Source organism: Stappia sp. BW2 (assembly GCF_008107695.1).
In the GTDB taxonomy this organism is placed as follows: Bacteria; Pseudomonadota; Alphaproteobacteria; order Rhizobiales; family Stappiaceae; genus Roseibium.
The window spans coordinates 22,653-38,385 of the sequence record NZ_VIRG01000093.1 but is presented as its reverse complement, the minus strand read 5'-3'; the positions used below and the strand labels follow the sequence as shown (position 1 = coordinate 38,385).

Sequence of the window (15,733 nt, the reverse complement as noted above, 5' to 3'; positions counted from 1 at the left end):
AGACCGCATCGTGCCGCGCTTTAACGACGTTCCTTCATCCCTTCGTCGATGCCGCGACCACAATTTCCAGGTCGGCTTTTGCAGTATCCTGATCCGGTACGATCAGCTTCTGCAGCGACACGAAGAGCGACGTCCCTTCCGAAAGGCGAAGCGGGGCGACAAAGTCGCTTTCCTTCACCAGTCTTGCCTGCTCAGCCCCTGCAATCTCGGCAATCGGATTGGGGTTCCGGACGGCCGCCAACGTGGTCTTCGCCAACCGGCCCAAGGCTCCCTCGCAGATCAAGGACAGATCGTCCCCTCTTTCGGCGCTCATGGCAGCCAGTCCACCGAGTGGCCGAAGGGCATAGACATGATAGTTGCGAGCCTGGCTTCCCCGCTGAATTTCCAGCGCCAGATGACCTGCGGCATCGACCTGACAGAGCCCGATTTTGGCGCTTTCGTGAGCCCACTTGACGAGATCAGCATCCCGACCAATGTATCCGGCCGCTCCGACGGCGAGTGCTGCCCAGTATCTATGATTGTTCCTGCGCGATTTGGGCCCAGCCTGATACCGGAAGAAATGTACCGTCGAGCGAGCCACATCCGTTAACCAGCCCCCGATGACGACGCGCTGGTCTTCGGAGAAGGCACCTCTGGTTTCCAGATAGTCGATGGTGAGACCGATCTCGGCCATAAACCGACTGCGCGAAAGATGAGCGTCACCGCTTTTCATCTTCGTCAGCGCTCCGTCACGTGCCCAAGCCGCAAGAGTTTTCGCCGCACAACGCTCCAGCTTCACGTCGCCGCTGAAGGCCTCCATACCAACTGTCCGCAAGAAGCTTCGGACCGGCTTCATCTGAAGTTCGCGCTTGCGTCTGGCAGCTGCGTCAACCGTATCCTTGGAACCCGACTGATGGTATTTGGACCGGGTATCGAGCACCACGACCGGCGCCGGCACCGATTTGCAGGATGAGACGTTCGTATCGGCAGGGTTTCTCGCAGCGGAGGCAGAAGTTCCCACTCCGGCAAGCGTCACCTGGGGGACGTTGGAAAGGCTCGAAAGAAGCGTCTGCGCCTTGGCCGGGGATGACTGAATCCCTGACATGGCAAGGGCGTAAATTGCAACGCCGAGACCGGTTCGAACCGTATTTTGAATGAAACGCGACATAGTGCTCACCAAGACATTTGGCTCACACTAGGCATCGCCGGCTTTCAAACCCCTTGGAGAAAATCCTAAAGTTTTAACGAGTTCCAAATTTCCTGAATTTCTCTACGTCAGCCTTAAAGCTTTAATCAGGCGTCCTATTGGCACCCATTTATGCTGCACCTGCACAAAAACTATGCGGCTGCCTTTACTTTCCGCACAAATTGACGTTAGGTCGCTCCAATTTAAACCCTTCGTAACTTTACAATTTTAGCCGACTGAAACTACTATGCTGCATAGCAACAATTTGCAGTTCAAGAAGTCCTTTGCCATGCGTATCGCATTTCTAAATGCGGGAAAAACCTGCCTCTCATTTACGTTATCTGTCGGCATAGCCTGCGGCTCTGCTGCAGCGCAAAATACGCGCGTCAACGTCGTTGATCAGGCCTTTTCGACACTTGGAGAGACAGCCGGCGAATTCGACATTGTCGACAAGATTGATGTGCGTAAGGCTGAGCTCATTATTTCCCAGAACATCGCCCTGGCGAAGCATACAAGCCTGATCGGCGAAGCCACTCAGTCGGCACAACTCGCTCTGAAAATCTACGAACAGCTCGACAACCTTGCCAAGTCCGAAGCCCACATCAGTTCGGTACTCAGCGACATGATCAGCGAGGCCAAGCTGGCGAAGGAGAGATTGGGCGCAGCCGGTATTTCACGGGACATGATCGCCGGCTTTCTCATAGAAGTGCTGTCGAACAGGATCATCGAGACCGATCTGGACGAAAAGCAGATCCTGGATGTCAGTGTTCAGATCAATGAGAACTTCGCAAAGTTGAAGGATCCGCGTTTCACGCTTGGCGCGCTCTATAACAGGGCGCGTACCGAGAAGAAGCTGGGAAAGGACATCAGGCTTTTCGAAGCGGTCCTGCGAATTTCCAACGAATTGATTAGGGTCGAGGCGGCCAAACTTCTGGGCGACGCCGATTTGCGCGCCCAGGCTGATAAAGTCATTGAAAATTCTATAGAAATACTGAAATCAGAGGATCCTGAAAAGGCGTTTCCGCTTGCTGAGCGGATGGTTGAGATCCATTCCGATCCAGGGCTTGCCTACCGATACCTTGAACCTTTCGGCAGATCGTTTGCGACCTCAGAGCTCTACAGGCCCGACTATTTCTCAACATTGAAGCAATTGGAGAGCGAGGAACTCACCGACAGTCTTGAGCGCGGCATCGCCAGCGGTGAGCTCACCAGTGTTGAGCTCCTGGTAAACCTGATTGCGAACTTCGATGAGAACGATGCTGCATCGCACAAATTGGCTGTCGCGCTGACCCGTGCACTGGCCCGTCAGAACCAGCTGGATATGGCTCTTTTCACGTCGTTCTGGACAACTGCAGCAAATGAGCGAACTGAAAATGCCCGCGACCCCATGTTGCAGGAAATCAGTGTGATCATGGCGTCGCAGGGGCGAGGTTTTCCTGCGCTGGAAGCTGCAGGCAGGATAAGCGATACGCAGCGGCGAAACGTGGCACTCAAGGTGGCGTCCGATGAGTTGGCGACTGCCGGCTACGATGCTGCCGTGGAAACGACCGCCAGCAAGATTCTCGACAGTTTCCAAGCTGGAGAGTTTGACGCAAAAGATCTGGAACTGCTCAGGGACCTTACCGCAACCCTCGGAGAAGCAGGCCTGAACGAGCTTCTGGAACGTGTGCAGTCCATGACATCGGACGAAACCGTTGCCGCCGCAGCGAACCGGCAGTTGCTACGCATTGCAATCGATAACCGGGACGTGGATATCCTCGAAGCTCTGCTTTCCGGAGAGGGACCGTTTGCAAGCAACGACCGCGCTTGGGCAAAAGCCTACAGCGCAGTGCTGCAAGAGGACGTCCATGCGACATCCGAGGCCCTGAAAACATTCCAAGGCGTTCCAGCTGAAAATACACAAACGGTCTCCAGCTTCGACAACACGGCTGCCTTGGGCGCCTATGTCCGGGAACCAGAGTTCATGCGTACTCTTCTCACAGAGAGCGCATCGGATCTTTCGCCAAAGTCGCTGCTAGATCTGCTCCACGGCTTCGTCAGGGCCAGATTTGAAGACGACCCACAAACGATCTCCGATCTAGACTTCGTGTCCCCTCTCCTTTCCCGGCTCGTTCAAGATGAAAGTCTTGAGGCTCAGGACCATGAAGCCTTGGCGAAAACATTTGCCATGCTGGGCGACGTCGAAAACACGGATCTTCTTCTTGGCAGCGCAGACGACCGGCTCAATTCCGACCAGAAGCTGGAACAGAAAACTACGGCCCTCGCCATGGCCGGACGGTTCGAAGAAGCAAGGCTTGCAACATCAAAGATCGAACACCCTTCATTGGCTCAGAGCGCCCTGGCCGGGGCTCTCCGGATAGAAGCTCGACTCGGCAATCTGGAGGAAAGTGCCCGGCTGCTTAAAGACGTTGACGACTACCGCTTGCGAGTTGGTACCTATCGTGATGTCGCAGAGTGGATGGCGCATGATCTCGACACGGATGGACTTCTGGCACGCAACCACCCTCAGGCGTACGCCCTGACACAAGGGGAAGATGCTGCGGCGAAAAACGTCGATGCAGATGTCACTCCGTTGTCATTCCAGATCGAAGACTCGAACACCTTGCGCGTTGGTGACGGCATCAGGCTCGTGCGCCAGAACACATTGGTTCAGGACGACGGTTATCCGGACCTCATCGCCGGGCTAAATGCCTCCTCAGGCAATGTCCGGAGCATCGTGCCCTTGCTTCCGCGCGCTGGCCCAAGCGGGCTTTCCGTGGCAGGCCTCAACCGGTTTGCCCGCCTCAACCGGTTCTCCTCCAAGTTCTTCGAGGAAGTCGTCGGCATGAGTGCGCGCGATTACCTCTACAAGCGCCAGGGCACGATCAACCCGATTTTCCTCTATCTGACAGAAGGCGTTTTCACGGTCGAAAAGCTGCTTTACCTGTCTGTTTCGGGCAGGTTCAGAACGGTTGACCGGGTGGATGATGGCTTCATCTTCCGCGCACCGATCGTGATTGGCCCGAACGCGACACTTGTCCTGTCCGGTCAGGAGGCCAAGGCCTTTTATCTGAGCCAGAGCTACGGTTCCTTCATCGTGAACGCCGGCAAATTGTTCGTCGTGGACACGACACTCGGTGCCTATGATGAAGGCAAGCAGGACTTTGCCTTCTCGGACTACAAGCACCGTAAGGACTTCCGTCCCTTCATTCTTTCGTGGAGCAACAGCGAAACCTATATCGGCGGCTCCAGGATCGTCGGTCTGGGCTATTCCGCCGGCAAATCTTATGGCCTTTCGCTCTCTTCCGGACCGAAGGATTCCATCGACGAAAAACGCCAGGATCAAAGACCGTTCGGCATCATCGCCGACAACAGCTTCGAGAACATGCTCTACGGGTTCTACTCCTATGAAGCTGACGACGTGGCTGTGGTTGGCAACGAGTATCGCAACAGCATCACCTATGGCCTCGACCCGCATGACCGCTCCAAGCGTCTGACGCTGTCGTACAACACCGGCTACGACACCGAGAAGAAACACGGCGGCATCATCTCGCGAGAGGTAGACGACAGTTTCCTTGTCGGAAACCTGATGTTCGACAACGCCGGCTCGGGCCTGATGGTCGACCGAGATTCCATGGCGACCACGATTTACGCGAACACCTCCTTCGGCAACGAGCAAGACGGCCTGACCTATTTCGAAAGCCCCTGCGCCCTGATCGATTCCAACCATTTCTTCAACAACAAACGTGCAGGTATCAAGGCACGCAATTCCTGGGATCTGTCGATCACCCGCAATCGGATCAGCGGCAATGCGGAAGCAGCTATCGACGGGTACATTTCGGTCCTGGAAGACAGTGACGCGGCCCATACCCGCGACTTCGAGATGGATCCGTACATTCCCTTCGGAAGCTTCTTTGCTGCGGACAACGAGCTCACGGAAAACAATGTCGGCATCAAGGCCAACGGTCTGAGCGCGGTAACACTCAAGGACAACCAGTTCATCTTCCAGCGCAAAGGGCTTTATGGCGGCGATCTCAAGGACCAGTCGCTCTGGCTTCTCAAATACGGTTCGGACGGACAGGCTGTGACCGTTGCATCAACCTGCCTCCCCAAAGTCACTCACCACAAGGCGTGCGCGCTGCAGAAGAGGGGATTGCTTGCCTCCCATGCAACTGCTCCAGCCTTCGAAACGTCGCAGATTACCGATCTGTGTCTCGGCAACGAGACGAGCGTGCAGGCCGGTGCGGTCAATCCGGTGACCAACTAGATCTTCATGAGCGGACCCATGTCAGTACCTCGTACAGTCAAATCTAACCGCCCGTTCCGGTCCTCAAGAACGTCCTTGCTCGGTTCCTGTGCCATTGCCACGATATGGAGTTTGCTGGCTCTCGTTCCGCTGACTGCGCCAGTGCAGGCGCAGAGCGCGCCGGCGGTGATTTCAGATCAGGAACCTGTCAGCAACCTGCCTGTGTCGCAGGTGAATAAACTTGCGGTCACTGAGGCCTATATCGCCACCCTCACGCCGGAAGAACGGATCGAGCTGGCTGACCGTCTGCTTCGCGGGCTGCCCTATTCCCAATCCAATCCTCTCATCGTAAGCGACTTCACGACCGGCTCCCGCCTGTTTGAAGAAGCCCTCGCGACCGCGTCCGGTGATGAATTTGCCCTGCTCGAATACCAGTACGGAAAGGCGCTTCTCGCGACTTCCGAGCCTGACAAGGGACGCAGGGCAACGGAGCATCTTGAAATTGCTCTTGAAAACGGGCGCAAGGATGCAGGCCTGCGGCTGGCGATGGAGTTTGTCAGCAATCCGGAAAACGTCAAAGAGGCTGTCGGGCCTGAGAGGGCAAAGGAACTGTTTCAGCCGTTCCTGTCCGACGGCGATCCCGAGACACTTCTGGGATATGCCGAACTGATCGAAGGTGAAGACCCCGAGGAAGCGCGTTCCCTTCGGTTGCTTGCCTTTACTCAGCTCGCCGTCGAAGCGCCGAGCGACGCGCGCGCAGCTATTTTGATGGGTAATGCCTACCTGGACGGATCAATCGGCGAGAAAAATCTCGAAAAAGCGGTTGCCAACTATGCCAGCGCGCTGACAGGCGGCTCGGCAAACGGCGGCTATCTGATCTATTCGGCGCTCAAGGATCTGCTCGACGAGCCGGACATTGCAGCGCGGGTGAAGAATGCGCTCGTCGCCTCCGTCACGCTCGGCTCCGTAAAGGCAACCCTGCGTCTTCTCGACGACTACACGGACAAGAACAGGCTCGGCGTGACACGCGAGGAAGCGGAACAACTCGCGAGTCTGTTGAGCGAAACGGGTCACTCCGACGGCCTTTACTACCAGATCCGTATCTTTGAGAAACTTCTCAAGGACGGTCAGAAGCTCTCCACCAACGAGATGGACGCCACCGTTGAGAAGTTTCTGGCGTCCGGAACAAGTTTGTCGACCGACGACGCTGAGAAGCTTGGCGGGCGGATCCTGCGCTCTACGCTGCCGCAAGATATGCGCTTCGGATATTCTCTCTACTTCTTTGAATATGCACTTGAACGAGGCTCGGTGTCCGCCGCTTACGAGCTGGGCGACCTTGTTCTGGGGCGGCTTTCCAGTTCGCAGTATTTTGACAAGCTGGGCGACAAGGCCCTGCAGAAAAAGGCGCTTAGCGCCCTGCAGTACGCGGCAGAACGCGATAACCAGCTTGCGATGGTCCGCCTGGGCGACGTCTATCGCACCAACGAATTTGTCGAGCTTTCGCTCAGTGAGGCGGAAGAGTGGTACAAGAAGGCTGTAGCGCTCGACCCAACACCGAGAGCTCTTGAACGGCTCGCGTCCTTCATCAATGCCACCCGCGAAGATGCTCAGTCGCTTGATGAGGCACTGTCGCTGCTACAAAGCGCGGCCGCGCAGAACAGCGCCTCCGCGATGACGACGCTCGGCACGATCTACCTTCGCGGGAAGAGAACATTAACACCGGATGTGCCCCGCGCCCTGACCTGGCTACACCGGGCCGTGGACGCCGGTTCCACCCAGGCACTGATCGTGCTGGGTGAGTTCTATCGGGACAGCGAACAGAATTTCGAGCTGGCCAGAAACTCCTTCCAAGCTGCGGTAGACGCAGGAGATGGCAAGGGGTGGATCGGTATCGCGTCGCTCCACGAGCTCGCAGGCGAACCTCAAAAAATGATGGCCGCCCTGAAATCGGGTTCCGACGCAGAAAATCCCGAAGCGATGGTGGCCTATGCCTTCGCCCTGCTTCAAAAGTCCGCGGACGATCAGGAAGCCTTTTCCCTGCTTCAGCGCGCGCAGCAGCTCGGTATCGACAGCTCCGGCACAAATCTGCGGGTCGCCGAAACTTATATAGCCACGGGAGAGCCGGTCAACATCGGCACCGGGCTGGATATTCTGAACGTGCTCGTCGATCGGGGTTATGGTCCTGCAGTCGCGCGCGCCGTCAGAATCTATCTCAGCAGCGAGGCGGGTACCCCGGACCTCGAAAAAGCCCTTTCCATCGCCTCGGTCGGCCTGACACAGGGCTACACTGCGCCGATGGTCCAGGTCGCACTGACGCTTTCGGAAGGCACACCTGAAATTGAAGCCGACCCGGAACAGGCCATTCAACTCCTGAAGCAGGTCTACCAGAAGTCGCCGCAAAGCCTCGATGTCGCCTTTCGCCTCGGCCAGGCCTATACGGATGGCACCTATGTCGAGCGGGATCTGGACCTCGCTCTGCAGTACTTCGAGGAAGCAGCGACCCAAGGCAGCGTGCGCGCTCAATTGCGGACTGCAAAAGCCTATCTGGACGGGGTCGGAACCGAACGGAACTCGACCAAGGCCATCGGCTGGTACCAGCAGGCGGCAGATGCCGGCTCGACCACCGCGCTGCTGCAACTGGGCCGCATCTTTGCATCGGGTGGCATTACCGAAATCAACCCGGAATTGGCCTTCGTCTATTTTTACAGAGCTGCTGAAGCGGACTCCACCGAAGCCAAGGCCGAGGTCGGCCGCTCGCTCCTCGCCGGGTTCGGTATCGACCAGAACATCGATCTCGGGGTGAAGTGGCTTGAAGATGCCGGTGAAGATGGCAGTGCGCGTGCCATGTACGACCTGTTCTTCCATTTCATCTATCAGGACACGCCTGATGCGCAGCAGGTCGCCATCGAATGGCTGCATCGTGCTGCCGAAAACGGCAGCGCCGAAGCCATGTTCCGCTATGCCGCGCATCTGCGCGCGGAGGCCAAGGATGACAACGCCAAAGGCGTCAAGGAATGGCTGAAGCGCGCCAGCGCGGCTGGCCACCAGTATTCCGCAACAATTCTGACTTCAGGCTGGAAAGAATATGTCGAATGACATTTTCCTTTCTTCGGATTCACTCGGTGCGAACCTGATCAACGGAAGAAATTGATAAAATGGTTTTCTCTTCAGCTTTTTTCATCATGGCCTTCTTGCCGATATTTCTGGTGCTCTATTTTGTGACACCTTTCCGCTTCAAGTCGGCAGTCATTCTCGCAGGGTCCTATTTCTTCTACGCGTGGTGGCGTGTCGACTATCTGGCTTTGCTTATCCTGGTGACCGGCTGGAGCTATTTCGTCGGCCATAAAATCTACGCTGCTCAAATGCGCGAAGATGCAAAGGCGTCCAAGCGTTTCTGCGCGATTGGCGTGATAGGAAATCTATCCGTTCTTTTGTATTTCAAGTATTTCAATTTCTTCGTCGACAGCGTATCCCTGACTTTCTTTAACGGAGAGCCTCTGTCGCCCCTTTTCGGACAGGTTATTCTGCCCATCGGCATCTCTTTCTATGTCTTCCAGGCGATCAGCTATGTTGTCGACGTCGCCCGGAAGGATGCTCCGCCCGCGACAAACCTTTTCGACTTTGCTGCCTTCATCGCGTTGTTTCCGCAGCTGATCGCAGGGCCCGTTCTTCGCTACAAGGATCTCGCGGATCAGTTCGTCGAACGCGAGCACTCCTGGGAAAAGTTCGGAGAAGGCTCACGCATGTTCATGCTGGGTCTCGCCAAGAAAGTTCTGATCGCCGATTCCGTGGCGCCGATCGCCGATACGATATTCAGCGTGGATATGCCGACCTTTTCGGAGAGCTGGCTCTGTATCACCGCCTACACGATCCAGCTTTATTTCGACTTCTCCGGCTACAGTGACATGGCCATCGGCCTTGGTCTTATGCTCGGCTTCCACTTCATCCGGAACTTCCAGTTCCCCTATATCTCCCGATCGATCACGGAATTTTGGAGACGCTGGCACCTCAGCCTTTCAGCCTGGCTCCGCGACTATCTCTACATTCCCCTGGGAGGTAACCGTATTGGCGTCACACGGACCTACGTAAACCTGTTCCTGACGATGTTTCTCGGCGGTCTCTGGCATGGTGCAAACTGGACATTTGCGATCTGGGGTGCCTGGCATGGAATCCTTCTGGGGATAGAGCGCTGGTGCGGTGTTTCCAGCACGCGAGACAGATCGATCCTTTACCTGCCGCTGACGCTCGTCTGCGTGATGATCGGCTGGGTTTTCTTCCGCGCCGAAAACGTTCCCTCAGCCTTCGCCATGCTGTCGGGCATGGTGGGCATGCACGGGTTCGGCATGACAGATATCGTCGCCTGGCAGGTGACACGGTTCTCGCTTGCGATGCTCGTGGTCTCAATCGTCATCGTCTACCTGGAGCCCTATTTGTCGCAATCCGGATCCAAACCGACCAAAGGTGACACGTTCGTAAGCCCCGAATTCATCTCAATTCGGCACGGCCTTTTGGTTTCGAGTGTGGGCGTCCTGTCTCTGATCAAGCTGACCGCAGACAACGATTCCCCTTTCCTCTACTTCCAGTTCTGACCGAGAGAGGGACACACGCCATGACCAGCACAGGTTCCAAGATCCTTTCCGCTTCGATGATCGGCTTGTTCGCCATCGGCTTCGCCTACACCGTCAATTTCGCCATGTTCAGCAATATTGACTGGAAAAACAACGACGGCACACCATCGGCCTTTCTCAAGGGAAAGGTCGCGCTCGATCTCGAGAATGCATACAAGGACGATCTGTTTTTCCGCGAAATTTCCATCAATCTTTATAACGTCATTTCGCTGGGCCTGTTTGGCGAAGCCAAGAAGGGGGTCCTGGTCGGAGCAGACGGTTGGCTCTATTCGACGGAAGAATTTTCCTGGACCAAGGACTCACCACAGAACCTGGAAGCGGCTCTTGCTGCGGTCGAGAATACGGACAAGCTCTTTGCTGAGCACGGCACGAAGCTTGTCGTCGCCCTTCTTCCCACCAAGTCGGAAGTTTATAGCGAACATCTCGGGTCGCTCCGATGGCCGAAGGTTCATCAACCCCTTTACGAGCAGGTCCGGGGCGAGCTTCAAGCACACTCTGTTCTGGTGCCCGAACTGCGCAAGCCGCTTGTAGAGGCCAAGGAACACGAACAGGTCTTTCTCAAGACCGATACACACTGGACCGTCGAGGGTGCGGAAGTCGTTGCAAGAAATCTTGTGCCGGAAACTCTGGCCGAGAGCCTGCCACCAGCCGAACTGACGGTCGAACCTCAACAGAAGACCAGCCATCGCGGAGATCTTCTGAAGTTCATCAAGCTTGGATCGATCATGCCTTCCCTGTCCTATCCGGACGAGACCATTCAACCGATCCTGGTGCGGGCTTCGGTTGACGATGTGGCCAGTCTGCTTGACGACGGCGACGAGAACCCTGTTCCCGTCGCCTTGGCGGGGACCAGCTACAGCGCGAATACGCTCTGGAGTTTTGAGAGTCATCTGCGCAACGCGCTGCAAACCGATGTGCTCAACGTCGCCGAGGAAGGCAAGGGTCCGTTCGATCCCATGTCCGGTTACCTGAAGAAGCTGGAAGACGGGGAACTCGACTATCCGCAGCTGGTCATCTGGGAAATGCCGATCCGGTATCTGGACGACTACAGTCCTGAACTCCTCCAGAGCCTTGACTTCCAGGTCGACTGACGAAGCAGCACACGACACTTGATGAGAGAGAAAAGCGACTTAGAGGAAATTCAAGAAATAAATGTCTAAAATTTAAGTAAATGACTATAAAAAAGGCACGATAGAAAACCTAAAAGAAAATCGCTCATAATTTTCGCAGAAACAACAGCAAATTGATCAAGATCGTATTGGCACGCTGATTGCTTATTCACTTGGTAAGTGATTGTGATTTTGAAGAATCGTGACGTATGTCCGACTTTACTGACAATACACTAGAAAACTGCTTGATCGGGATAAGGTCGATGAACGGGAAGCATCAATATCACAGGAGCGCCGGAGTGCGTCCTGAAACAGCCACACGGAGGCTTTCACCAGACAACAGGCTCTGCATCGTCACCCGGCTGTCAGATGAAAAGACTACACCCATGGCATTGCCCGCAAACGACTTCCTAAACGCCCTGGAGACCGCATGATCTATCATGTCCTGTACATGCTCGTGATCGCAATCGTGGTTCTGCTCCTGCCGGACGAAGCCTTCACGAGCAAAACCCAAGAGGTCCTTCTCGTGCTCGGCTTGCTCGGGATCTGGCGCTACACGTGGGGCATCATTCATCTTCTGCGCAGTCTCTGGTACAGGAAAATCGCTTTCCCGCGCATACGCCGCACTGCCAAGGCCAAGGCCGACGAGGCAGGCTACGGTCATGCTTTCATGCTGATCACCAGTTTCCGCATCGATGCGCCGACCACTTTGAAGGTCTATCGGGGTGCGTTTGAGGCCGCCATGCGCGCTCCGGCAGGAGCAACCGTGATTGCTTCCATAGTTGAACTGGGAGACCAGAGACTCATTGAGCAGCTCTACCGGAGCATGTTTGGCGACGAACAGCCATTCAAACTAGATTTTGTGCGTATCGCAGGGACCGGCAAGCGTGATGCTCTGACGTACGGCTTCGAGGCGATCTCGCGCTACAACCCGGGCCCCAATGATACCGCATCGGTCATTGACGGCGACAGTATTGTGCCTGCCGACCTGGTCGAGAAATGCGCCAACATCTTCCTGATCAACCCGCGCGTCGGCGCCCTGACGACCGATGAGACCTGCACGGTGGAAGGGCGTGACATCTTCCGCAAATGGTATTCGCTGCGGTTCGCACAGCGCCAGATCCTGATGAGTTCGAACGGCCTCGCCAAACGCGTGCTCACATTGACGGGGCGCATGTCGATGTTCCGTGCGCAACTCGTTTGCCGGCCGGAATTTTATCGCCACATCAACGAGGATTTCATTGAGCACTGGCGTCTTGGACGCATCAAGATGCTGACAGGCGACGACAAGTCATCCTGGTACTGGCTGCTGAAGAACGGCTACCTGATGTACTACGTGCCGGACGTTGTCGTCGAAACAATCGAGCAGCCGCCCGTCGACGACTTCATTGTCTCCGCCAAAGTTCTCATGACCCGATGGTTCGGCAACATGCTGCGGACGAACACGCGTGCGCTTGCGCTTGGCCCACATAAGGTAGGTCTTTTCACCTGGTGGTCGGTGCTAGACCAGCGCATCAGCATGTGGACCTGTCTTTCCGGGCTGACGATGGCCGTTCTCGCATCGATCTTCGTGACGCCCTTTGCCTTCATTCTTTATCTCTTGTGGGTGGCGATCTCCAGGTACCTGGTGATGCTGACGTTCCTTACCGTTCGTAAGGAAGTTTCGATCACCTACCCGTTCCTGCTCTACTTCAACCAGATCTTCGGCTCCTTCATCAAGGTCTACATATTCTTTCGCATGGATAAGCAGCGTTGGACCCGCCAGAACACCACGCTTGGCGGATCGGAGAGCCGGTTCAGGCACTATTACAAGATCGTTTCGTCCAATCTGGTCCACGCTTCAGCGCTACTCGTCTATGTCGCCGTGCTGGCTTACACGATCAACATCTTCTCAACGAGCGATGCGATCCATGGCCTCTACCGCTGATCAAGAGTTTCGCTCCCTAACCCTTTCGAACAACCTTTGGCTGGGAAATTGATAATGAGTACCGTTGCTTCAGAAGTGCAAGTCCAGCGCCAGCACCCGCGTTTCAAACTGCCCCTGATGGTCACCATCAAGGACCGGAAATTCATGGCGGCCGACTGGTCCGTAGGTGGCATTGCCCTTCAGAATGCCGATCAGGCGCTCAAAGTCGGGGAACCGGTTGAACTGACCATGAGTTTCAATCTTCAAGGCTATTCCCTGAGCCTGAAGATGAACGGCATCGTGCGCTACAACCGGCGAGACATCGGCCGCTGCGGTATCGAGTTCACTGATGTCACGCAGCGCCAGCTGACATTAATCCGCTTCATGATTGACAGTTACATCTCGGGCCAGCTGGTGGACGCCGGCGATGTCTTGGAGTTCATGAGCCGCGATAATTCGGCGAAGGCCCGCAAAAAGGAACTTGAAAAGGCCGCGAATGACGACGGCAGCCCGTCGCTCCTTGCAATTGTCCGGCGGGTTCTCGGCTTTACACTCACCTTCGGACTTGCGCTTCTCGCCCTTGCCTATCTGGGTGTCTCTGCCTTCAACCGCATCTTCGTCTTCGATGCAAAGTCAGCGACCGTAGAATCCGAACTGGTTTCGTTACCTGCCCCTTCCAGTGGCTTTGTGACGTCCTTCGCCGACAAGACCTCGTTCAAGGCGGGAGAACCGGTCTACGTCTTCGTCGATATTCAGACCAACGAGCCGACCACGATCTTCAGCCCGTGCAGTTGCGATGTGGTCGGCGAAATTCCGGCAGAGGGAGACTATGTTGCCCGCGGACAATCACCGGTGAAATTCTTCGACAGTTTCGCGCCGAGTTTCGTCAAAGCGAAGGTTTCCTTTGACGACGTTTCCAGACTTGGCTCGGGCACCAGCACGTTGATCAGCTTCATGGATGGAAGCGAAGTCAAGCTAAGTTCCCTGCCTGAACAGGTGCTGCAGAATATCGTCAATCCCGAAGTACTCGACGACAACGTTTATCTCCGCATCCCGGTCGAAAGAGACATTTCCGCCAGTGACATCGGTCTTCCAGTCCGGGTGCGCTTCAATACTTTCTCGCTTCCAGAGCTATGAGCATTGCGTTGTCCCGCATGCGGGGCAACGCAACGAAGAAAGATAAGACACTGAAATCAATATTAAAAATCTCGGTTGCCCAGACACCCCAAGTATGAGGTCATGAGATGGCAAAGATTATTCCTACGATAATGATCGGCGGCTCCGGCACCCGCCTTTGGCCGCTTTCGCGCAAGAACAGCCCCAAGCAGTTTCTACGTCTGTTTGGCGACAACAGTCTTTTCCAGGAGACCGTCACACGGTTTCCACGAGAGGAGTTCGCCAGTCCGTGGCTGATGACCAACGTGGATGTTCTCAACTTCGCAGTTGAACAATCCGATGAGATTGGCGTCAAACCCGCGGGTATTTTTGTCGAACCGCTTATGCGAGGCACAGCCGCCGCAATCGGTGCGATGGCGGTTGCGGCAGAACAGCTTGATCCCGACTCCTTGATCCTGGCGGCCCCTGCCGACCACGTCATTGAAAATCCGGAGGCGTTCCGCAAACAGATTGAGCTTGCGAAACCCCTGGCCGAAGATGGCGCAATCATCACCTTCGGCATCGTGCCGACGGCTCCGGAAACGGGATTTGGTTACATCAAGGGCGGCAAGACCGTGTCCACGTCGGAGGGCGACGTAGGCTTTCGTGTCTCGAAGGGCGGCTTTCTCGAGAAGCCGGATCTGGCAACTGCGCAAGAATTCCTGGCTGCAGGCACCTACTACTGGAACGCCGGCATCTTCCTGTTCTCCGCCAAGACGATCATCAAGGAGATGAAAACCTTTGCGCCAGGCATCATGCAAGCCGCAGGCGAAGCGGTCGCCGGATCGCAGTCGGAGCTGAGATCAGACATTCCCGTCTATTACCTGAACCCGGAATCCTTCGCTCAAGCGCCTGAAATGTCTATCGACAACGCCGTGATGGAACATTCCGACAAGATTGTCGTTGTACCCAGCGACATCGGCTGGAGCGATGTCGGATCCTTGTCCGCTCTTTGGGACATCAGTCCGAAGGATACAGAATCCAACGTGACGACGGGCAAGGTTCTCGCCATCGATTCCACCAACTGCCTGCTGCGAGCGACCGCAGATCGCCGGATCGTGGCGCTTGGTTTAGAGAACATCATGATTGTCGACACGATCGACAGCGTTCTCGTGATGCCTCGAAATCGCGCACAAGAGGTCAAGCAGGTCGTCTCCGAACTGAAAGCCTTGGGAGCCAACGAAGCGGTCTCCATGCCGCTCATCAATCACGACTGGGGCGACACCGAGCAGAAGTTCGTCGACGAAGATCACTGCGTCAGCCAGCTCAAGATTCGCCCCGGCAACATTATTCCGAACCGCCGCGTGACGGCAGAGCGGGAAATCTGGCTGGTCGTGAAGGGAACCGTTGATGTGATCGTGAATTACCAGCGCCTTACGCGGTCGAAGGGGGAAACCTTCAGCCTGAAGGCCAACGACATGGTCACGGTCATCAATCCCGACGAGGACAAGAAAGCCAAATGCATGATGATGGTTCAGGAAAATCGCGAATTCGACCGGCTCTTTGAAGCCATTGGTCCCGCGATCGCTGCGGAATGACCAATGT

Annotated in this window: 8 protein-coding genes; 7 read left to right on the top strand and 1 reads right to left on the bottom strand. The window is 55.8% G+C overall.

What is annotated here, in order from left to right; translation table 11 throughout:
• Positions 1-34 precede the first annotated feature (34 nt).
• Positions 35-1,147, bottom strand: a complete 1,113-nt coding sequence (locus FMN63_RS27820) for an alginate lyase family protein (RefSeq protein WP_148587427.1) — start codon at positions 1,145-1,147, stop codon at positions 35-37.
• Positions 1,148-1,454: 307 nt separating this feature from the next.
• Between FMN63_RS27820 and FMN63_RS27815 the strand changes: the two genes are divergently transcribed.
• The 7 genes from FMN63_RS27815 (at position 1,455) to FMN63_RS27785 (ending at position 15,726) form a co-directional block, all read left to right on the top strand.
• On the top strand, positions 1,455-5,411 hold the full coding sequence (locus FMN63_RS27815; RefSeq protein ID WP_162530140.1) for a right-handed parallel beta-helix repeat-containing protein: 3,957 nt from the start codon (positions 1,455-1,457) through the stop codon (positions 5,409-5,411).
• 111 nt (positions 5,412-5,522) lie between these two features.
• On the top strand, positions 5,523-8,486 hold the full coding sequence (locus FMN63_RS27810) for a tetratricopeptide repeat protein (protein WP_162530139.1): 2,964 nt from the start codon (positions 5,523-5,525) through the stop codon (positions 8,484-8,486).
• Positions 8,487-8,545: 59 nt separating this feature from the next.
• Entirely contained in the window at positions 8,546-9,979 is a 1,434-nt protein-coding gene (locus FMN63_RS27805; protein ID WP_148587424.1) for an MBOAT family O-acyltransferase, read from the top strand.
• Between the two features lie 20 nt (positions 9,980-9,999).
• Positions 10,000-11,109 (top strand): alginate O-acetyltransferase AlgX-related protein, encoded by a 1,110-nt coding sequence (locus FMN63_RS27800; protein WP_148587423.1) that lies wholly within the window; start codon positions 10,000-10,002, stop codon positions 11,107-11,109.
• Positions 11,110-11,557: 448 nt separating this feature from the next.
• On the top strand, positions 11,558-13,054 hold the full coding sequence (locus tag FMN63_RS27795) for a glycosyltransferase (protein WP_148587422.1): 1,497 nt from the start codon (positions 11,558-11,560) through the stop codon (positions 13,052-13,054).
• A 54-nt stretch (positions 13,055-13,108) separates the two neighbouring features.
• Complete coding sequence (locus tag FMN63_RS27790) at positions 13,109-14,170, top strand: PilZ domain-containing protein (RefSeq protein WP_148587421.1); 1,062 nt, start codon at positions 13,109-13,111, stop codon at positions 14,168-14,170.
• Between the two features lie 107 nt (positions 14,171-14,277).
• The gene (locus FMN63_RS27785; protein WP_148587420.1) at positions 14,278-15,726 is read left to right on the top strand and encodes a mannose-1-phosphate guanylyltransferase/mannose-6-phosphate isomerase; all 1,449 of its coding nucleotides are present in this window, start codon (positions 14,278-14,280) and stop codon (positions 15,724-15,726) included.
• Positions 15,727-15,733: the final 7 nt, after the last annotated feature.